This window comes from Corynebacterium sp. HMSC036D03 (genome assembly GCF_001836185.1).
Classification (GTDB): Bacteria; Actinomycetota; Actinomycetes; order Mycobacteriales; family Mycobacteriaceae; genus Corynebacterium; species Corynebacterium simulans.
This window is the reverse complement of the sequence record NZ_KV827746.1, coordinates 1-17,834: the sequence shown is the minus strand read 5'-3', so window position 1 is coordinate 17,834 and position 17,834 is coordinate 1. Positions and strand designations below refer to the sequence as shown.

The window sequence follows — 17,834 nt, the reverse complement described above, 5'->3', positions numbered from 1 at the left end:
GATCAGCGTGACTGATAGGGCCCTTCGTAAGGTGAAGTCGGGGGCGCAAGCTCGCCCCACTTCACCCGTTGCCCCCGTATCACCCGCCGCCACCGATAAGGCAGCGGCGGAAAATACTGGACTCGTTCCGCTTTCGTCGGAGCCTTTTGCGCACGATGTCGTCGAGTTCTTCGGAGGGCCGAAGGGTCGTTTCGCATATTCGGGCAAGAAGCAATGGTTTAGCCCCCTGCGCGCCCTCATCGCGGTGGCTTGGATGTTTCTGGTATTCGGCTTTCTCAGCAAGGCCACTTGCGCGGGCAGCCGCACTTCTGCAGAAGGGCTCATTTCGCTGAACTGGGATGGCAACCGTCAGTACACCTCGTTCTGCTACAACGACATCATCCCGCTCTACGGTGGCCGCGGCCTCGACCAGGGTGGCTTCCCTTATGCCTTTTCGTGGCAGGAGGGTGACCTCACTCGCTACATGGAATACCCAGTCTTGGCCGGGATGTTTCAGGGAATCATGGGTTGGCTCTCGCGCACTACCTACCCGGTGGGCCACTGGTTTGGCATCGCCGAATCCGGTTGGTACTTCGGGCTCACCGCACTGGTGATGTCGTGCATCTGGGTCGTTACCGTCTACATGGTCTTCCGCCTGACCGGAAACCGGGCGTGGGACACCGTACTGATGGCGGCCAGCCCACTGGTAGTCATCCATGGATTTACCAACTGGGACATCCCCTCCATCGCTTTCATGGTGGGCGCACTTCTCGCCGTAACCCGTGGCAAGAATTGGCTCGCCGGAATCCTGATTGGTTGCGGTACTGCGTTCAAGCTGTGGCCACTATTCATCCTGGGCGCGTTCTTAGTGCTGGCAGTGCGAAACAAGAAGTGGGCGCCGTTAGGCGGAATGCTCGGCGGTACGGTGATCTCCTGGCTCGTGGTCAACGTCCCTGTGGCAGAAAAGTACCCGGAGGCTTGGCACGAGTTCTTCCGCTTGAACGAGGAACGTGGCGCGGAGTGGACCACCATCTATGCCGTGCTTAACCGCGTGACGGGAATCGAGTTCAGCCCGGAATTCCTCAACGCCTTCACCCTGCCCGCCTTCCTCATCGCATGCGCGGTCATTGGAGTCTTCGGACTGCGGGTGGCACGTACGCCGCGCGTGGCCGAGCTAATCTACCTAATTTTGATGGCCTTCTTGTTGGTGAACAAGGTTTGGTCCCCGCAGTATTCGCTGTGGTTGGTGGTCCCGGCTCTGTTAGCCCTGCCGCGTTGGCGTTTGCTGATGAGCTGGATGCTTGTCGACGCCCTGGTGTGGCCGGTTCTCATGTGGCACATGCTGGGGGAGGAAAACAAGGGCATCGGGCATGAGCTGCTCGATATCATGGTCATCGCCCGCGACGGCTTCATCATCGTCATTGGTGTGCTCGTCGTGCGCCAGATGCTGGGCAAGAGCGTCGATAAAGTCCGCGCGGCACACGCAGGCCGCGATCCGCTAGTAGGGGAGTTTGCCTAAATGGGTATCACAATCGTGGGAATCGTTTCGATCGTCCTCGGGTTCTTCTGCGTCATGGCTGCTTACTATCTCTATCAGCGCAGCGAAGATCGCCGTTGGCCCATCTTGCTTGGCCTACTGGCGCTTTTGTTTCTGACGGTGATTCCAGCCGGCAGTGCGATCTTCTTCGCCACCACCATGCGGAGCTAGGTGCGAGCCACGCGCACGGTCGTTCGTGTGCTTGGTTACAGACTGTAAGTCCTCAGCGGAAATATCCCGTTGGGGATTTCTTTTTGGCCGGTCAATGCGCTATTGTGATGGGGTTGCTTGACGCAACGTACCCTCCTGCCATATCCGCAAAGGTGATATGGCCGAAAACAATTACTAGACCATAGGAGGTGATGAGGTCCGTGCGTCACTACGAAGTCATGATTATTCTGGATCCTAACCAGGATGAGCGCACCGTATCCCCGTCCCTAGACAAGTTCCTGGAAGTTGTCCGTAAGGACGGCGGCAAGGTTGAAAACGTTGATGTATGGGGCAAGCGTCGTCTTGCTTACGCCATCAACAAGAAGGAAGAGGGCATCTACGCCGTCGTTACCCTTGAGTGCGAGTCCGCATCGGTACTCGAGCTTGACCGCCGCCTGAACCTGAACGACACCATCCTGCGTACCAAGGTTCTGCGCACCGACAGCAAATAGCGGATACTGGTTTCAGAGTTTTAAGAATCCACGTAACCGATAAGGAGAACAGACCATGGCACAGGGAGAAACCCCAATCACCGTTGTTGGCAACGTAGTTGCTGACCCGGAGCTTCGCTTCACCCCAGCGGGTGCAGCTGTAGCAAACTTCCGCGTTGCTTCCACCCCTCGTCGCTTCAATTCGCAGACGAATCAGTGGGAGGATGGCGAAGCCATGTTCCTGACTTGCAACGTGTGGCGCCAAGCCGCAGAAAACGTTGCAGAGACTTTGACCAAGGGCATGCGTGTCATTGTTAATGGCCGCCTCCGCCAGCGTTCTTACCAGAACCGCGAGGGCGAAAACCGCACTGTCTTTGAGGTTGAGGTCGATGAAGTTGGCCCATCCCTGCGCTACGCTTCCGCTCAGGTCACCCGCAAGTCCGCCAATGGTGGCAATGGTGGTGGCAACTACGGCGGCCAGCAGCAGAACCAGGGTGGCAACAACTTTGGCGGCGGCAACCAGGGCGGCTTTGGTGGAAACCAGAGCGCTCCGCAGCAGTCAGCTCCTTCTAATGATCCGTGGAATTCTGCACCACAAGCCGGCAGCTTCGGCGGTGCAGACGCTGAACCCCCGTTCTAAACACTGTCAAACGCAATTATTAACTAACTCAATTGAAAGGCAGGGATCATGAAGCTGATCCTCACCGCTGCCGTTGAGAACCTCGGCGCCCCAGGCGAAATTGTTGAGGTTAAGAACGGCTACGGACGTAACTACCTGCTTCCTCGCGGCCTGGCAATCGTTGCCACCCGCGGTGCTGAGAAGCAGATCGAGGGCATCAAGCGCGCCCAGGAAGCTCGCGCAATCCGCGACCTGGATCACGCACGCGAGGTCCGCAACCAGCTCGAACAGCTCTCCGGCGTTCAGGTTGCAATGAAGACTTCTGAGAACGGCAAGCTTTTCGGCTCCGTTTCTGCAGATGACATCGTTTCCGCTATTGAGGCCGCTGGCGGCCCGAAGCTGGACAAGCGCATCGTCGTTCTGCCAAAGGGCCTGGTCAAGAAGACCGGCAACTACCAGGTCGAGCTCAAGCTGCACGCTGATGTTCTCGGCAAGGTGAACTTCTCGGTCGTCGCTGCCTAAAACTGATTTAAGGCGCACGACGGTTTCCATGCCCGAAGCATGGAAACCACAATGACAACAGCAACGCAGTTGGTCCTTGGGGCCTGCCATGTGAGGTGGCAAACCCCAGGGGCCTTTTGCGCGTTTTAGGCACGATTTCACCCGCCTGTGGACAACTGTGGATAACTTTCCAAATCTGTGGATAACTTTTGTCAAGTGGAGGCTGTTTTTACCGCTCGTTAACCCGCGGGTAAAAGCGTTAATGCGCAGGTAGATGCGGTTGTCCACTGGTTTTGTGTACATTTTCACATTGGCAAAAACATCACCTGACCTGCGCTTATAGTAATCGCAGGTCAGTGGCTTGAAGGAGTTATCCACAGGTCCTAACAGCAGTCTTAGGGCAAAAGTACGCACTCACCTGGGAATTGCACAAGTGCCTGTGGAAAACTTTCGTTTTATACCCAAGCGAAGCGTGTATCGGGGCGAAAATTGTATGTCTATCCGCTGCATTAGACTTAAAGCTCGAAAGAGTAGCCGAGGGGAGATATGCCGCCTAGCGGCCGCAAAAATATCGTGGGATGGATTGTCTATGACTAATGCAAGCTTTGATGACTCTGACTACGTACCGCCAGAGGCGCCCGATGTGCCGGAGGTAGAAGATCGCCCCTACCGCGGCAAGCGCAGGGATGACGTTAAGCGCTATGGCGAGTTCCGCCAGCCGCCTTCAGATAGGGAAGCGGAGCAAGGCGTCTTGGGCGCTATGCTCCTTAGCCCGAATACGGTTATGGAAGTCATTGAGGAGCTCGAACCAGATGACTTTTATTACCCAGCGCATGCGTTGATTTACCAGGCTATGGTCGATCTTTATGCCGCCGGCACTGACATTGACGCGGTCATCGTGGCCTCCCGTCTAGACCGCTATAACAATCTGGAGCGCGTGGGTGGTGCGCCCTACTTGCACACCCTTTTGGCCACCGTTCCTACTGCAGCGAATGCTCGCTACTATGCGGAAATCGTTGCGGAAAAGGCAGTTCTGCGCAAGCTTGTTGACGCAGGTACGCGCGTTGTTCAGCTGGGTTTTGAAGGCGCCGAAGATGCAGAAATCGAGTCTGTCTTGGATCGTGCCCAGCAAGAAGTGTTTGCGGTGGCGCAGAAGAAGACAACCGAGGATTATCAAGTTCTGGGAAAGCTTATCGATCCAACCATTGACGAGCTCGCGATGCTGCAGCAAAACGGTGGCTTGGAGGCCGGCGTACCAACTGGCTTCATTGACTTGGACAAGCTCACCAATGGTCTGCGTGCTGGCCAGATGATCATCGTCGCGGCGCGTCCTGGTGTTGGTAAGTCGACGCTGGCCATGGACTTCATGCGTTCGGCTTCGTTGCAGCATGGCAAGACTTCCGTAATCTTCTCCCTCGAGATGTCTGCCTCTGAGATCGTGATGCGTTTGCTCTCGGCTGAGGCGGAGGTAAAGCTATCCGATATGCGCGGTGGCCGCGTTTCCACTGAAGACTGGGCCAAGATCGACCAGACGCTCAACCGCATCCAAGACGCGGCACTGTTCATCGATGATTCTCCGAACCTCACCATGATGGAGATTCGCTCCAAGGCCCGCCGCCTCAAGCAACAACATGGTTTGGACCTCATCGTGCTTGACTATATGCAGCTGATGTCTTCCGGCAAGAAGGTTGAATCCCGTCAGCAAGAGGTCTCGGAATTCTCCCGACAGCTTAAGCTTTTGGCCAAGGAGCTCGAGGTGCCGCTGATTGCTATTTCCCAGCTGAACCGTGGCCCGGAGTCCCGCACTGACAAGAAGCCGCAGCTTGCTGACCTTCGTGAGTCGGGCTCGCTGGAGCAGGACGCCGATATGGTTATGCTGCTTTACCGCCCAGACTCCCAAGACCGGGATGACCCACGAGCTGGCGAGGCTGACATTATCCTGGCTAAGCACCGTGGTGGTCCTATCGATACAATCCAGGTTGCGCATCAGCTGCACTACTCCAAGTTCGTCAACATGGCACATGGCTAATAGCCTGCCGCACCCTCAGAATAGGCAACCGGTGTCGCATATCCGCGGCTTAGCGATTTCCGGCGCCTTTGCCGCGGCCGTTATGGCATTGAGCCTCAGTGGCGTTGGTTGTTCCGGCACCCCAGCGCCTGAAGGAGGCACGGGGCAGCCCACGTCGGCGCCCGTGATGCCCACTAAACCCTCTCCGCAGGTAAATGCCCAGAAGTTTGTTTATGGCCATCAACACCCGCGACAACATGGATACTTGGTGACGCCCAAGAAGCTTTCACCTGCGAAAAAGATCCCTTTAGTGATTTTCTTCCATGGTGGTGGATGGCAAGAAAAGTCTACTGCGCGCTCTGCGGCACCCGTGGTCAACGACCTAGCCCAACACGGAGTTGCAGTGTGGAACGTGGAATACCGTGGCGTGACTTTGAACGCGAAGGATGCGCCTGGTGGGTGGCCAATGACGTACAACGACGTTGCGGCGGCTATTGACTTCATTCCGCAGCTCGCGCATGAATCACGCATCCCCCTCGACATCAGCAATGTCGTTGTTGCTGGTTATTCAGCGGGCGGCAACCTTTCGACGTGGGCTTGTTCGCGTCCGGCGCTGCCGGCAAAGGCACCTGGTGCCGCACCAAAGTTCCGCGTAGATAAATGCGTGGGTATTGCCGGTGTTTATGACATGCACCTGGCCTTTAGACAGCACGATAAGTTTGTGCGCACGCTTCTAGGTGGTACGCCGCGCCAGGTGCCGCAGCGTTATTTCGAAGCTTCACCTGCGGACAATGTCAACGACAAAGCCCGCATCGTGGTGCTCCACGGTAAAAATGACAAGACCGTCAACGCCGACGAGGTCAAATACTTCATGGCTCGAGCACGTGCGCATGGACTCAGCATTGAGACGGTGCTCCTCGATGACGCGGAGCATTATTCGTGGTCTAAGCCGGAAGGGCCGCAGTGGAAAGCTGCGCGGAAAGCGATTCTTCAGCAGATCCATACAGAGACAAATCCTTGACCTTTGCAGGATCACCTAGGCGCGGGCCGAGTACTACGAGCACGATAAATACTGCGGTCGTGGCGATGGCCAACCATTGCCAGAAGGCGTGCAATCTTTTTCCGAGCTGTTGCGCGAACCAGGCGCCGAAGAATGCACCCAGGGTGTTGAAGAAGAGATCATCGATGTCGGTGCGCCCTAGCGAAAAGACGTATTGGATGGTCTCGACTAGGGCAGAGAAGACAAGACCCCAGATCGTTGCCTTGAGTTTCGAGCCCACCTGCACGTAGAGCAGTATTCCAAGTGGGACGAAGAATGCGAAGTTACCGCCGTATTCAAACGCGGGCTTGAACCAGCTGCCGGAGAACAGATCATCCAGCGGCATCAGACGCAGCTCCCTGGCGCGTTGATTATCCGGATTCCAGAGATAACCGATCTGGAAGAAGGCTTTCAGGGTGGTCAGTGACAAAATGACCGCGCAATATCCGCCCAGAGCAACGGCAGCGCGCAAGCGTGCTTTCATCTCTATACCAGTGCCTTTCCCCGTTGTTCCGGAAGTAAGAATGCGGCAATTGTTGCCACAGCGAATGCGGCGGCGAAGATGGCAAAAAGCCAGGGCTTACCGCCGTGCGAGACTACCACTGGCACCATCAATGGAGCGAGAATGGAAGCAAGCCGGCCGAAGCCCGCGGCGGCACCCGTTCCCGCGCCGCGGAGGTGGGTGGGATAGAGCTCTGGGCCGATGGCGTAAAGCGCACCCCAGGCTCCCAAGTTGAAGAAGGACAACAGGCAACCTGCCACGAGAATCAAGGTCGTGGTGGATGCAAAACCATACATTCCTGCTGCACAGGCGGAACCGATTAGGAACGCGGCGAGCGTTGGGCGTCGGCCCCAGGATTCAATAAGCCAGGCTGCAGCGGCGTAGCCGGGCAGCTGGGCAAGCGTGATGATTAACGTGAAGCTGAAGGATTTAACCAGGCTGAACCCATCGGCTACGAGGAGTGAAGGAATCCAGATGAACGCGCCGTAGTAGCTCAAGTTCACACAAAACCAGATGCACCAGAACGCGGCGGTCCGCCGGCGCAGTGATGCCGACCAAATGCTAGTCGAGGTGATGTCTTCCTCCCCGTAGGTCGGTGGGGTAACGGCAGAAGATTGAGGTTTGCCCTCGGATCTGGCTGCTGCTTCGAAGGAGGCCACCGCCTCTTCTGCCTCCGCGTGCCGGCCTTTGGATTCCAAGAAACGCACCGATTCGGGCAGACGGAGGCGCACGAACAGGGCGTAGATGGCAGGTGCCATTCCCAGCGCCAAGGCCCAGCGCCAGCCGCTAGGCGACGCCCCGACTACAAAGGTGCCAATGAGCGCTGCGAGCACCCAGCCCACTGCCCAGAAAGCCTCAAGTATGACCACCATGCGTCCACGCACTTTAAGCGGGGAGAACTCGGAAATGAGCGTTGATGCCACCGGCAGTTCTGCGCCTAAACCGAGGCCGACGATAAAGCGCAGGACAAGGAGCATCGTCAATCCGGTCGAGAGGGCTGATGCGCCGGTGGCCAAACCGTAGACCAGCAGGGTTAGCGCGAATACTTGGCGGCGCCCAATCTTATCGGCAAGCAACCCTCCAAAGGTCGCGCCGAGTGCCATGCCCACGAAGCCGATTGAAGCCAGCCAGGAGGATTCGGTAGGGCTAATGCCCCAGTGGGTTGCCAAAGCTGCCATGACGAAAGAGATGAGTCCGACATCCATGGCATCGAGTGCCCAGCCGATCCCTGAGCCGGCTAACAGCTTCTTGTGTTTCTTAGTAACAGGCAGGCGGTCGAGACGCTCCGCGCGTGAAATGTGGCCTTGGTTGATTGTCCGCATACAAGGGCACTATAGCCGGGTATAGCTCTGTGTGCTGGGAAAATGCTAGGAAGTTTGGAAGTTGCGCAGACGCAGTGAGTTGCTGACAACGAACACGGAGCTAAAGGCCATAGCGATGCCGGCGAAAAGCGGGTTGAGTAGGCCCAAGGCGGCTACTGGGATGAGCAGTACGTTGTAGGCAAAGGCCCAGAAGAGGTTGCCCTTGATGATGCGCAGCGTGCGCCGCGAGAGCCGGATGGCGTCGGCTGCGGAGCGCAGATCGCTGTTCATCAAGGTGATATCGGATGCTTCAATCGCCACGTCGGTGCCAGCCCCCATGGCTAGGCCGAGGTCTGCCTGGGCAAGGGCTGCTGCGTCGTTGACGCCGTCACCCACCATGGCAACGGTCTTTCCCTCCTCCTGCAAGTGCCTGATTACCGCCACCTTGTCGGACGGCAGCACGCCTGCGGTCACGTCCGCGTCGGCGATGCCCACGGCCTTGGCGACGGCGCGCGCTGCTCCTTCGTTGTCACCGGTCAGAAGATGTGGGTTAAGGCCGAGTTCGCGGAGCTTGGCGACGGCCGTGGCAGACGTCGGCTTCACCGTATCGCGAACATCGATGATTCCAGCGAGCGTATCGTCCACGTAGACGGCGACCGGGGTTGCACCCTCGGCCTCCGCGGCCTGGAAGGTGGCGGCGAGCTCGCCGCGTGCTGCTTGCTCACCCTTTATGCGTCCTACGCGCACGCGGTGTCCGTCTACTGTGCCCTTGACGCCTTGGCCTGCCACGGAATGGAAATCGCTTGCGGGCTCAATGCGGCCTGCCTGCGGCAGATCTTGGGCTGCTGAAACGATGGCCTTGGCAATCGGATGCTCAGAACCTACTTCCACCGCCGCGGCGAGCAGGAGAAGCCTGCCTTCTGCTGTAGAGCCTCCCATTTGCTGTGCGAGATGCACACGTGCGACGGTCATTTTGCCCTCGGTGACGGTGCCGGTCTTGTCCATGACGATGGTGTCTACTTTCTTGGTGGACTCGAGGACCTCAGGGCCTTTGATGAGAAGCCCCAGCTGCGCGCCGCGGCCAGTGCCCACCAAAATGGCAGTCGGAGTTGCAAGGCCCATTGCGCAGGGGCAGGCGATGATGAGTACAGCGACCGCAGCGATGAAGGCTGGTGCGACGCCGTCCCCAAAGACCAAGTGCGCGAGCAGCGTTAGGGCGGCAATGATGATGACCACGGGCACGAAGACCTGTGCAATCTTGTCTACCAGGCGCTGGACTGGGGCCTTGGAAGCCTGGGCGTCGGTGACCAGCTTGGCCATTTGCGCGAGCGTGGTATCCGCGCCGACCTTGGTGGCGCGGACTTCTAAGCGGCCGGCGGAGTTTAACGTGGCGCCGGTAACGTGGTCACCCGCCTTGACTTCCACGGGCATTGACTCGCCTGTCAGCATGGACTCGTCTACGGCGGAGGCGCCGGCTTCCACGACGCCGTCGGTGGCGATCTTCTCGCCAGGACGAACGACGAATATGTCTCCTACCTGGATCTGTGTGATGGGCACGCGTTTTTCCGCGCCGTCGACAAGCAGCGTAGCGTCCTTGGCGCCCATCCCCAGAAGCGTGCGCAGCGCCTCCGAGGATTGGCCCTTGGCTTTGACCTCAAACCAACGGCCCAACAGCAAGAATGTGATGACCATGCCCACCGATTCCAGATAGATGTGATCCATCTGTGCGTGGTTGGACATCAGCTCCATGTGCATCTTCATCCCAGGCTGGCCAGCGGTGCCGAAGAACATGGCATACAGCGACCAAAAATAGGCCGCGGTGGTTCCTATGGAAATCAGCGTGTCCATGGTGAAGGAGCCGTGACGAAGGTTTGCCCACGTCGCCTTGTGGAAAGGTGCGCCGCCGAAGATATAGACGATGGTCGCCAGAATTGCGGCCGCCCATTGCCAGTTGTCGAACTGCAGGCTGGGCAGCATGGAAACCAGCATTACCGGTGTGGAAAGCGCGGCTGAGATGAGGGTGCGGCGCAGTAGATCACGGGACTCCTGGGCGCGCGCGGCCGCGGTGGGATCTGAGCCATTCTCGGGGTCTTCCGCATCGGAAGAATCATCGCCCATAGTGAAAGCGTTGTAGCCGGCGCCGCGAACTACCTCAATGAGGGATTCGGGGTTTGCAGTGGCCGGGTCGTACTCAATGGCGGCGGTCTCGGTGGCGAAGTTGACATTGGCCGTTACTCCGTCGACCTTGTTGAGCTTGCGCTGCACGCGCGACGAGCACGAGGTGCACGTCATGCCGGAAACGCCAAGATCCAGGTGGGCGAGATTAGTCATGGTTCTAAGAGGGAAGAGTGAATTAGGAAGGGGAAGAGTGAATTAGGCCTTGACCTTGTAGCCTGCCTCTGCAACGGCGGCGACAACCTGCTCGTCGGTGAAGCCCTCGCCCTCGACGGTGACGGCGCCGGTGGTGTGGTCTGCGCTAACGGAGCTGACGCCGGCGATTTCGCCGACCTCTTCACGTACCGACATTTCGCAGTGTCCGCAGGTCATGCCCTCTACGGTGTAGTTCTTTACGCTCATTGTTTTTCCTTTCTTTGGGTACAACCCGACCGTATACCCCCAGGGGGTATATTGCAATAGTGCGCTAAGGAATAACACTCAGTCATGTACCGTTGATAGGAAAGACCCCGAAAAACAGGAGAGATTTATATGGCAACTATCGACGTAACTGAAGAGACCTTTGAGCAGACCGTGTCCGGTGAGGGCATTACTCTCGTAGACGCTTGGGCTGATTGGTGCGGCCCGTGCAAGCGCTTCGCGCCGGTATTTGAGAAGGCTTCCGAGGAGCACCCAGACGCGACCTTCGCCAAGCTCGACACCGAGGCAAACCAGGGCCTTTCCGCAGCGCTGCAGATCCAGTCCATTCCTACCCTGATGATCTTCCGTGACGGGATCCTGGTCTTCCGCGAGGCGGGTGCATTGCCACCAGCAGCCCTCGAGGATGTGATCAAACAGGTTAAGGAGCTCGACATGGAGGACGTCCGCCGTCAGGTTGAAGAGCAGAACGCGCAAAGCGAGAGCTAGGAAGCCGGCGGGTTCGGCGCATAGCGCTTTATCCCCCACCCTCAAGCTCTTTTCTCGGACGCTTTCTAGCTAGTCCGGCTAAACTCGCTAGAAAGCGTCCTTTTTATTGGGACCTTCCCTTATTTCCACACGCAAGGAGTTAGTTCAATGGCGAATCCATTCAGCAAAGGCTGGAAGTACGTAATGGCCTCTTTCGATCAGAAGATCGATGAGAACGCCGACCCTAAGGTGCAAATTCAGCAGGCTGTGGACGGTGCCAAGGAACAACACCGCAAGATCTCCGAGCATGCGGCGGAAATCATCGGTCACAAGAACCAGCTCGAGCTGCAGATCAACCGCCTGCTCAAGCAGCAGGAGGATTACCAAAACCAGACGCGGCGCGCCCTCGAGCTAGCAGATAAGGCGGATGACCCGCAGTCTGCTTCCGAGTACAACCAGGCTGCCGAGGTTGTAGCCTCTCAGCTGGTTGCTGTGGAACATGAGCTGGAGAACGTAAAGACTCAACACGCCGCTGCCGCTCAGGCTGCAGAGCAGGCTAAGGCTCAGCAGCAGCAGTCCGAGGCGCGCCTGAAGGAGCAGCTGGCACAGGTCGACGAGCTCATGGCGCAGGCTGATCAGGCTGCGATGCAGGAGCAAAACGCCAAGGTCGTGCAGTCCATGGACGAACTGCAGGCGGATGACTCCGTGCCTACACTAGATTCTGTGCGCGCAAAGATTGAAAAGCGCTATACCGATGCACTGGGTGCGCAGGAGCTGCACCAGGCTTCCGGCGGCAGCCGTATTCAGGAAATCACCGCGGCCGGCAATGACATGAAGGCAACCTCCCGTCTGGAGGGGATCCGCGCCGAGATGGCTAAGCAGAAAGAGCTAGGCTCCGGTGAGCAGAAGTAGCCACTAAGGCTTTTAAGGCAGAAATAGAAAAGAGGCGGCCACCTCCTTCTTTCCTCAACGCTGAGGGAGCTGAAGGGGTGGCCGCCTCCTTTTAGGCGAGGAGGTTAGCTTTCCTCGCGGCGGATGGCGATGAGGACGCCACGAATGCCGGAGTGGAAGCCATCGCGCAGATTGACGCGTTGGGATTCGCTCAGCGTGTACTCGTGCAGAGTTTCACAGGCAAACTGCAGCAGCGGGCGGTCGATCTCCGGCGGCAGGCCGCCGCCCGAGAGTAGGTGTGCTTGGTCGCGTTGCTCGGCGTTGGCGGCATTCTCGAACCACCAGGAGGCGTATTGCTGGCCGACGTCGAATGGCGACTGGAAGCCTGCAGAGGTCCAGACCTCCTCGGGTAGTGGCACGTACTTGGAGCGCAGCTTGCGGCGCGGAGCCATCATGGACGGCTTCGGTGCAGCTGGCTTCGGGGTCTCGGCTGCGCTTTGCGTTCCGTCGGCAGAATCCGGAGACGGGGTCTGCGGTGCCTGCGTGTTCTCGGCCGCAGGCTTGGTTTCGGCAGTTTCACCCGAGCCCGTTGTGGTGGCCGTATGTGGCGCGAGGTCGGCAGGGGAGGGGCTGGGCTTCGGTGCTGAGGTAAACGCTGCTTCTGCCTCGGAAGGCTCGCACTCGTCCTCTGCTTGAGGCACCTGCGGCAGCTCTTCGTCGCTGTTGTGAGGCTCGCGGATGGTGGGCGGCAGTGGGCCTTCCAAAACCTGCAGCTCCATTGCATCGGCGAAGTCTTCGCGCGGATCGAGGATGGTCGTGGTGTCACAAGCGTGGCGCAGGGCGGAGGACATGGAGTCCCAGCCAAAGCCGTAGAGGTGCACGCGCACGCCCGCGTTTACGGCTTCTTGTACGCCCGGGATCATATCGGCGTCACCGGAAACCAAAACAAAGTCGGTGACTTGCTGCTTCATTGCAGCGAGGATCATGTCGGCAACGAGGCGGGTATCGACTGCCTTTTGGGTGCGGCGTTCGCCCCACTCGATGAGCTGGCCGGTGCGAAGCTGCACGCCATCACAGGTTCGCAGTGCGCGCTGGTAGCGGTGTGGACCAGTGTCTGGGATTCCGTCGTACCAGTACTGGCGGTGAATGCGGTTTCCGAGCTGATTCTCCACCATGGAACCGAGATTATTTACGACCTCTGGGAGGTCTATTTCTAGTTGCGCGCGAGCTCCGGTTTCCCATGAGTTATAAAAGCTCGCAAGCAGGTAAGACGTGTCAACGAAGACAAGTGTTCGTTCAAGCATGGCTCCTAAGTTCCGTTCCTAATAGTTCTAAATAAATTTTCTTTGGGATCCAGTGTGCCCCATTAGTCACTAAACGTCGATGCCTTGGGGAAAATTGGCAGGTCAGGCGGCCTAGAAAAGTTTTGCTCTTGCGTCAATCTAAAATCCGAGGTACTTGTTTAGTTAGTTAGTTGAGTAACTAACCAGTTGAGCAAGCGAGGAGGTGCAGGCGTACATGGATAACTCAACGCAGCCGTTGTTCAGACAGATCGCCGCGCTAATTGAGGACTCCATCGTGGAAGGTGGCCTGGAAGAAGGAGCGCAGGCGCCTTCGACGAATGAGCTAGCCGCCTTCCACAACATCAACCCCGCCACGGCACGAAAGGGGATTACTTTGTTGACCGAACTTGGAATTCTAGAAAAACGCCGCGGCATCGGCATGTTCGTGGCGGCCGGCGCTACCGAAAGAATCCGCCAGCGGCGACGCAATGACTTCGCCGCCGAATACGTCGCCCCCCTCGTCGATGAGGCCGTCCGCCTTGGGTATACGCGCGAGCAATTACAAGAACTTGTCCACCGTGTCGCAGAAAGCAGAGGACTCTACTCATGACCGCACACACCGCACACACCGCGAACCCCGCAAACGCTGCAATTACTGCAAACACCGTTGCAACCGCGCAGGGTGTTTCCAAGTCTTTCTCCCGCAAGACCGTCCTGGACGGCGTCAATATTCAGCTAGCGGAAGGCCGCATCTACGGGCTCGTTGGCCGCAACGGCACAGGCAAGTCCACGCTGCTTTCGCTGCTAGCCGGGCAGGCGCGTTACAAGGGAAAAATTGAGGTCTTCGGACAAGCGCCTTTCGATAACGCCGAGGTGATGGATCAGGTGGTCTTCGCTGGCGTGGACACCGCCTACCCGAGTTCCTGGAAGTTTGGCGCGATTGTGAAGGTTGCAGCCCAGCGCTACCCCCACTGGCAGCAGGAGGTGGCGGAGCATCTCATCGAGGTCTTCAGCCTCGATCTGAGCACGCGACATGGTTCGGCTTCCCGCGGCCAGCGTTCCATGCTGGCTATTGTCATTGCTCTCGCGGCGCGTGCGCCGCTAACTCTGTTGGATGAGCCTTACCTGGGTCTCGATGCCTATAACCATGAGGCCTTCTATCGTGAGCTCCTCGCTGAGCTGGAGGCCCATCCGCGCACGGTGGTGTTGGCGACCCACGATCTGCACGCGACTTCGCAAGTGGTCGACAGCTACCTAGTGCTGCGCGACGGCGTTGTCCGCACTTTTGATGCCGCTCTGCTTGACGACGCCCTCGTTGAAGTCGCAGTTACCGGGTCCCTACCCGCAGAGCTGGAAGAGGCGGCGCTCGTTAAGGAGACCGTAGGTGGCAATACCCGCGTCATCGTGGAGCGCGGCGTCGCCCAAGGCAAGCCGGTCAACTTGGAAGATGCAGTGAAGCTCGCGATGGGAGGGCTCGATGTTTAAACCCATGTTTAGCCTGTTTTGGCACCACATCACCGACTATTGGTGGCACTGTCTCGCCGCGGTGGTACTGATTGTAGTTTTTCCCTCGGCGCGGTTCTGGACAGACTTCCCCCTAGTTTCGCAGGTTATGTACTCGTGCTTGGGTCTCAATTTGGCCGTTGCACTCTTGGTCCCTTTTCCGGCATTCAAGGCCTTTGGCTACCGGCGCGCGGATTTCCTTCGTTTGAATATTCCCCTCGCGGTGCTCGTGGTCGGAGTCATTGCCGTGTTCAATATTGGTGTTATCCCACTGCCGCAAGCGCTGGGAATCACCGGGCTAGTCGCACTTTTCGTCGTTTGGTATTTATACAAGCAAATCCGTGATAAAGATCGTGAGCGCAAGCGCACCGCCGTTAAAGATTCGAAGGGCTCGCGGTGGAAAATCATACTATCCACTGCCGTCATCGTTGGCGGCCTGCTCTTCGCTTGGCAGAAGTTGCTTCCCGGCGTATTCCCTTCAGTGCGGGATCCATTTATTTGGGCAATTCCCGTCCTCTTTGGCGCCCTTGGTAGCAGCTGGCTCTTTGGCGACGACCTTTACATGTGGCAGGCATTCGGGCGCACGCGCCGCTCCTGGCGCCGCCACAACCTAGGCACGGGCTTGCTCGGTTTGGTGTGCGTGCTTGCACTAAGTGGGCTGCTTGCGCCCGCGGATCTCTTCGTGAATGTAGGACTTTATGTCCTGTTCTTTGTGTTGTGCAATGCGAGTTTGTGGTTGGGCCTCGTTGGAGTGATAGGAGGAATGAGCCTTCTCGGGTTTATTCGGGGCGTGGAAATGTCGCAGCCTACCGGCGCGATCGTATGCGTAGTCTGCATCGTCCTTGTTTTGCCCGTTCATTACTTTTACCCGCTGTACGCAAATACCCAACGTATCCCGGAGTGGTCGAAATGATTAAAGCCGAAAACCTAGCTATGCAAAATGCTCCGGCGCTGTCTTTCGCGCTCGAAGATAACCTGACCCACGGCCTGGTGGGCCCCAATGGAGTGGGCAAGACGACGCTGCTGCGCATGATCGCAGGCCAGCTCAAGTCGGAGGGGTTGAAAGTCTTTGGGGAGCGCCCCTTTGACAACCAGAAGATCATGGATCGCATCATCCTGATGGGCATCGATAACCCGCTTTTCGATGGCTGGAACGTGGACAAGCTCTTCCGCATTGGCAAGGCGCGGTGGAAGACCTGGAACCAGGAGCGGGCTGAAGAACTTGCCGCGCAATTTGCGCTCCCGAAGAAGAACTACTCCGGCTTGTCCCGCGGCCAGAAGTCCGCGATGGGCTTTATCTTCGCCGTAGCTTCCGGCTGCGAGTTGATGCTGCTGGATGAGCCCTACCTGGGACTCGACGTCGATAAGCGTCAGCGCTTTCTTGAGGTCCTCCGGAAGGAACAGGGCAAACGCACGATTGTGGTGTCCACCCATCATCTCGATGAGATTGAGGGCTACCTCGACACGGTGCTTTTGCTTGGCGAAGCCCCCTTGTCTGGCCCCATTGAAAGCCTCGTCGACTGCATCGTGGCGGTGACGGGCCCTGCGGAACAAGTAGATAGGGCGCTGGGGCGCCTACAGTTGCCGGTATTGGCCCGCCATTCCTCGGTCCACGCAGAGCGTGTGCTTATCGACGCCCGCCCCAACTTCGCCGAGTGCGTCTTCGATCAGGCGGCAGAATTCGGGCTACGCGCGCAGGAAGTCACCCTGGAAGAGGCGGTGCTGGCGCTAGGAGGTGCACAATGAAACTCTTCTTCGGCACGCTCAATTGGAGCAGCTCGTTGGTCACGATATTCCTGCTGTCCGGAATTTTCCTGCTTCGCGGAATTGAAGACCCGCTGATTACTGTATTCGCCCTCGTCGCACTTTGGGCGGAGACTTTTGCGACTGAACCAGACAAGGCCAAAGCACAGGCGCTGGGCCTTAGCACCGCGGTTACAACTCGCTATGGGCGAATCGTAGCGGTAATGCCAGCCCTAATTGCTGGTGTCATCAGCATCTATTTGCGATGGTGGTTCGCCCTCGTCATAACGGCGCTAATTCTCGCGTGGAAGCTGACCTGTTGGAAGGCCAAAGCCAAAACCATGACGGTCGAAGACCTTCTAGCGGATACTCCAGGCAATGATAGCTTTGGACACTTCCCAGCAAGCCTTGAAGGTCAGTTGGTCTACCGCCCGTTGGTTCGCGGTTGGGTCATCGGCTGGGTGGTCCTGGGTATCGCAGCGGTGGCGAACGCCTTCATCAGCAGCACATGGCCTGAGAACGGACCGAATATCGGAAACATGCTGATGACAATGGGCATCTTGGCGATGGCAACTGTTGTGCAACACCTAGATTCTTTGGCCAACTTCGTCACGCTTGGCGGCAGCCAAAGTACTTGGGCGCGACATGTCATCATCGCAAGCTTGGTCAGTCCGGCGGCGAGCCTCCTTGGCGTTGGGCTTAGCTGGCTGATTGTGGGTAAACCTATTTGGCTCATTGCAGCATTCGGCTTCCTGGTGCCCGCTCTCGTTGTCTCGCTTGAATTGTGTTCGTGGAAGACCGTCTACATGCCGGTGCTGATTGCCGCTGCAACGGCAGCCATCTTCGTGTTGCGAATGAAGGAGATGCTCGACGGGGTGCCAATGATGCTCGCGGCGGCCGTTACGTACGTGCTGTGGGCGGTGCTGCTGCCCGCCAACGTGCGACGGGTGAATCCATACGCCTCAGGCCTTAAAAAATGGCTAGGTATAAAGACCTAAAAAGTTGTGTTTACCTGCGGATTTGTAAAGTTTCAAAGTGGTGTGTAACTTTATGTGAGTCAGCGCGACCGACAGCGCCCCACAGTCACCCAGTGACTGGCTGAAGCGGCGATAGGAAAACAGGCCCTGACAAAAACAAATTTTTTGCTCATAATGAGCTGTCACTATTCAAATGGTGCCTGTTCGTTGTGTGGCGATGATGTCTGAGAACTCAATAGTGTGCCAATGT

Annotated in this window: 19 protein-coding genes; 14 read left to right on the top strand and 5 right to left on the bottom strand. The window is 57.8% G+C overall.

Going from position 1 to position 17,834, the window contains the following annotated elements:
• The first annotated feature begins 7 nt into the window (after positions 1-7).
• From HMPREF2692_RS08380 to HMPREF2692_RS13170, 7 genes are all read left to right on the top strand, one after another.
• Positions 8-1,498 carry a glycosyltransferase family 87 protein gene (locus tag HMPREF2692_RS08380; protein WP_070823364.1) on the top strand — a complete coding sequence of 497 codons (1,491 nt, stop codon included), beginning with the start codon at positions 8-10 and terminating at the stop codon, positions 1,496-1,498.
• A complete protein-coding gene (locus HMPREF2692_RS08375; protein ID WP_062036693.1) occupies positions 1,499-1,687 on the top strand; it encodes a hypothetical protein in 189 nt (62 codons plus the stop codon). It abuts the gene before it with no gap.
• A gap of 200 nt (positions 1,688-1,887) precedes the next feature.
• On the top strand, positions 1,888-2,178 hold the full coding sequence (gene rpsF, locus HMPREF2692_RS08370; protein ID WP_179294269.1) for a 30S ribosomal protein S6: 291 nt from the start codon (positions 1,888-1,890) through the stop codon (positions 2,176-2,178).
• A 55-nt stretch (positions 2,179-2,233) separates the two neighbouring features.
• On the top strand, positions 2,234-2,797 hold the full coding sequence (locus tag HMPREF2692_RS08365; RefSeq protein ID WP_062036694.1) for a single-stranded DNA-binding protein: 564 nt from the start codon (positions 2,234-2,236) through the stop codon (positions 2,795-2,797).
• A 48-nt stretch (positions 2,798-2,845) separates the two neighbouring features.
• Complete coding sequence (gene rplI, locus HMPREF2692_RS08360) at positions 2,846-3,298, top strand: 50S ribosomal protein L9 (RefSeq protein ID WP_062036695.1); 453 nt, start codon at positions 2,846-2,848, stop codon at positions 3,296-3,298.
• 568 nt (positions 3,299-3,866) lie between these two features.
• Positions 3,867-5,306 (top strand): replicative DNA helicase, encoded by a 1,440-nt coding sequence (gene dnaB, locus HMPREF2692_RS08355; RefSeq protein ID WP_070455821.1) that lies wholly within the window; start codon positions 3,867-3,869, stop codon positions 5,304-5,306.
• A complete protein-coding gene (locus HMPREF2692_RS13170; RefSeq protein ID WP_083323824.1) occupies positions 5,299-6,306 on the top strand; it encodes an alpha/beta hydrolase family protein in 1,008 nt (335 codons plus the stop codon). The genes dnaB and HMPREF2692_RS13170 overlap by 8 nt, the downstream gene beginning before the upstream one ends.
• Here the strand turns inward: HMPREF2692_RS13170 and HMPREF2692_RS08350 are convergent.
• The 4 genes from HMPREF2692_RS08350 to HMPREF2692_RS08335 are packed head-to-tail and all read right to left on the bottom strand — an operon-like array spanning position 6,230 to position 10,704.
• Positions 6,230-6,808: a VanZ family protein gene (locus HMPREF2692_RS08350; RefSeq protein ID WP_070455823.1), complete on the bottom strand. Its 579-nt coding sequence runs from the start codon at positions 6,806-6,808 to the stop codon at positions 6,230-6,232. The two genes, HMPREF2692_RS13170 and HMPREF2692_RS08350, sit on opposite strands and share 77 nt — an antisense overlap.
• Positions 6,809-6,810: 2 nt before the next feature.
• Entirely contained in the window at positions 6,811-8,148 is a 1,338-nt protein-coding gene (locus HMPREF2692_RS08345) for an MFS transporter (protein WP_070432730.1), read from the bottom strand.
• A gap of 45 nt (positions 8,149-8,193) precedes the next feature.
• Positions 8,194-10,458 (bottom strand): heavy metal translocating P-type ATPase, encoded by a 2,265-nt coding sequence (locus HMPREF2692_RS08340; RefSeq protein WP_070823362.1) that lies wholly within the window; start codon positions 10,456-10,458, stop codon positions 8,194-8,196.
• A 42-nt stretch (positions 10,459-10,500) separates the two neighbouring features.
• Positions 10,501-10,704 carry a heavy-metal-associated domain-containing protein gene (locus HMPREF2692_RS08335; RefSeq protein WP_061925201.1) on the bottom strand — a complete coding sequence of 68 codons (204 nt, stop codon included), beginning with the start codon at positions 10,702-10,704 and terminating at the stop codon, positions 10,501-10,503.
• A 129-nt stretch (positions 10,705-10,833) separates the two neighbouring features.
• Here HMPREF2692_RS08335 and trxA point away from each other — a divergent pair, with 129 nt between their 5' ends.
• On the top strand, positions 10,834-11,208 hold the full coding sequence (trxA, locus tag HMPREF2692_RS08330; RefSeq protein ID WP_061925198.1) for a thioredoxin: 375 nt from the start codon (positions 10,834-10,836) through the stop codon (positions 11,206-11,208).
• A 147-nt stretch (positions 11,209-11,355) separates the two neighbouring features.
• Positions 11,356-12,099 (top strand): PspA/IM30 family protein, encoded by a 744-nt coding sequence (locus HMPREF2692_RS08325; protein WP_061925196.1) that lies wholly within the window; start codon positions 11,356-11,358, stop codon positions 12,097-12,099.
• A gap of 104 nt (positions 12,100-12,203) precedes the next feature.
• On the opposite strand, the gene HMPREF2692_RS08320 is transcribed toward HMPREF2692_RS08325, so the two are convergent.
• Positions 12,204-13,382, bottom strand: coding sequence for an NYN domain-containing protein (locus HMPREF2692_RS08320; RefSeq protein ID WP_070432732.1), 1,179 nt, complete (start codon positions 13,380-13,382; stop codon positions 12,204-12,206).
• A 214-nt stretch (positions 13,383-13,596) separates the two neighbouring features.
• Between HMPREF2692_RS08320 and HMPREF2692_RS08315 the strand changes: the two genes are divergently transcribed.
• The 5 genes from HMPREF2692_RS08315 to HMPREF2692_RS08295 are packed head-to-tail and all read left to right on the top strand — an operon-like array spanning position 13,597 to position 17,605.
• Entirely contained in the window at positions 13,597-13,971 is a 375-nt protein-coding gene (locus tag HMPREF2692_RS08315; protein WP_062036714.1) for a GntR family transcriptional regulator, read from the top strand.
• A complete protein-coding gene (locus HMPREF2692_RS08310; RefSeq protein ID WP_070823360.1) occupies positions 13,968-14,846 on the top strand; it encodes an ATP-binding cassette domain-containing protein in 879 nt (292 codons plus the stop codon). Before HMPREF2692_RS08315 ends, HMPREF2692_RS08310 begins: the two co-directional genes overlap by 4 nt.
• Positions 14,839-15,777 (top strand): hypothetical protein, encoded by a 939-nt coding sequence (locus HMPREF2692_RS08305; RefSeq protein ID WP_070518706.1) that lies wholly within the window; start codon positions 14,839-14,841, stop codon positions 15,775-15,777. Before HMPREF2692_RS08310 ends, HMPREF2692_RS08305 begins: the two co-directional genes overlap by 8 nt.
• Positions 15,774-16,610: an AAA family ATPase gene (locus HMPREF2692_RS08300; protein ID WP_201040776.1), complete on the top strand. Its 837-nt coding sequence runs from the start codon at positions 15,774-15,776 to the stop codon at positions 16,608-16,610. The genes HMPREF2692_RS08305 and HMPREF2692_RS08300 overlap by 4 nt, the downstream gene beginning before the upstream one ends.
• A complete protein-coding gene (locus HMPREF2692_RS08295; protein ID WP_061925181.1) occupies positions 16,607-17,605 on the top strand; it encodes a hypothetical protein in 999 nt (332 codons plus the stop codon). The genes HMPREF2692_RS08300 and HMPREF2692_RS08295 overlap by 4 nt, the downstream gene beginning before the upstream one ends.
• The last annotated feature ends 229 nt before the right edge of the window (positions 17,606-17,834 follow it).

Coding starts and splice junctions, on each gene's coding strand:
- HMPREF2692_RS08295 (WP_061925181.1), top strand. CDS start 16,607: ATGAAACTCTTCTTCGGCACGCTCAATTGGAGCAGCTCGTTGGTCACG.
- HMPREF2692_RS08335 (WP_061925201.1), bottom strand. CDS start 10,704: ATGAGCGTAAAGAACTACACCGTAGAGGGCATGACCTGCGGACACTGC.
- HMPREF2692_RS13170 (WP_083323824.1), top strand. CDS start 5,299: ATGGCTAATAGCCTGCCGCACCCTCAGAATAGGCAACCGGTGTCGCAT.
- HMPREF2692_RS08305 (WP_070518706.1), top strand. CDS start 14,839: ATGTTTAAACCCATGTTTAGCCTGTTTTGGCACCACATCACCGACTAT.
- HMPREF2692_RS08325 (WP_061925196.1), top strand. CDS start 11,356: ATGGCGAATCCATTCAGCAAAGGCTGGAAGTACGTAATGGCCTCTTTC.
- rplI (WP_062036695.1), top strand. CDS start 2,846: ATGAAGCTGATCCTCACCGCTGCCGTTGAGAACCTCGGCGCCCCAGGC.
- HMPREF2692_RS08365 (WP_062036694.1), top strand. CDS start 2,234: ATGGCACAGGGAGAAACCCCAATCACCGTTGTTGGCAACGTAGTTGCT.
- HMPREF2692_RS08345 (WP_070432730.1), bottom strand. CDS start 8,148: ATGCGGACAATCAACCAAGGCCACATTTCACGCGCGGAGCGTCTCGAC.
- HMPREF2692_RS08375 (WP_062036693.1), top strand. CDS start 1,499: ATGGGTATCACAATCGTGGGAATCGTTTCGATCGTCCTCGGGTTCTTC.
- HMPREF2692_RS08340 (WP_070823362.1), bottom strand. CDS start 10,458: ATGACTAATCTCGCCCACCTGGATCTTGGCGTTTCCGGCATGACGTGC.
- HMPREF2692_RS08310 (WP_070823360.1), top strand. CDS start 13,968: ATGACCGCACACACCGCACACACCGCGAACCCCGCAAACGCTGCAATT.
- HMPREF2692_RS08315 (WP_062036714.1), top strand. CDS start 13,597: ATGGATAACTCAACGCAGCCGTTGTTCAGACAGATCGCCGCGCTAATT.
- HMPREF2692_RS08300 (WP_201040776.1), top strand. CDS start 15,774: ATGATTAAAGCCGAAAACCTAGCTATGCAAAATGCTCCGGCGCTGTCT.
- dnaB (WP_070455821.1), top strand. CDS start 3,867: ATGACTAATGCAAGCTTTGATGACTCTGACTACGTACCGCCAGAGGCG.
- HMPREF2692_RS08320 (WP_070432732.1), bottom strand. CDS start 13,382: ATGCTTGAACGAACACTTGTCTTCGTTGACACGTCTTACCTGCTTGCG.
- trxA (WP_061925198.1), top strand. CDS start 10,834: ATGGCAACTATCGACGTAACTGAAGAGACCTTTGAGCAGACCGTGTCC.
- HMPREF2692_RS08350 (WP_070455823.1), bottom strand. CDS start 6,808: ATGAAAGCACGCTTGCGCGCTGCCGTTGCTCTGGGCGGATATTGCGCG.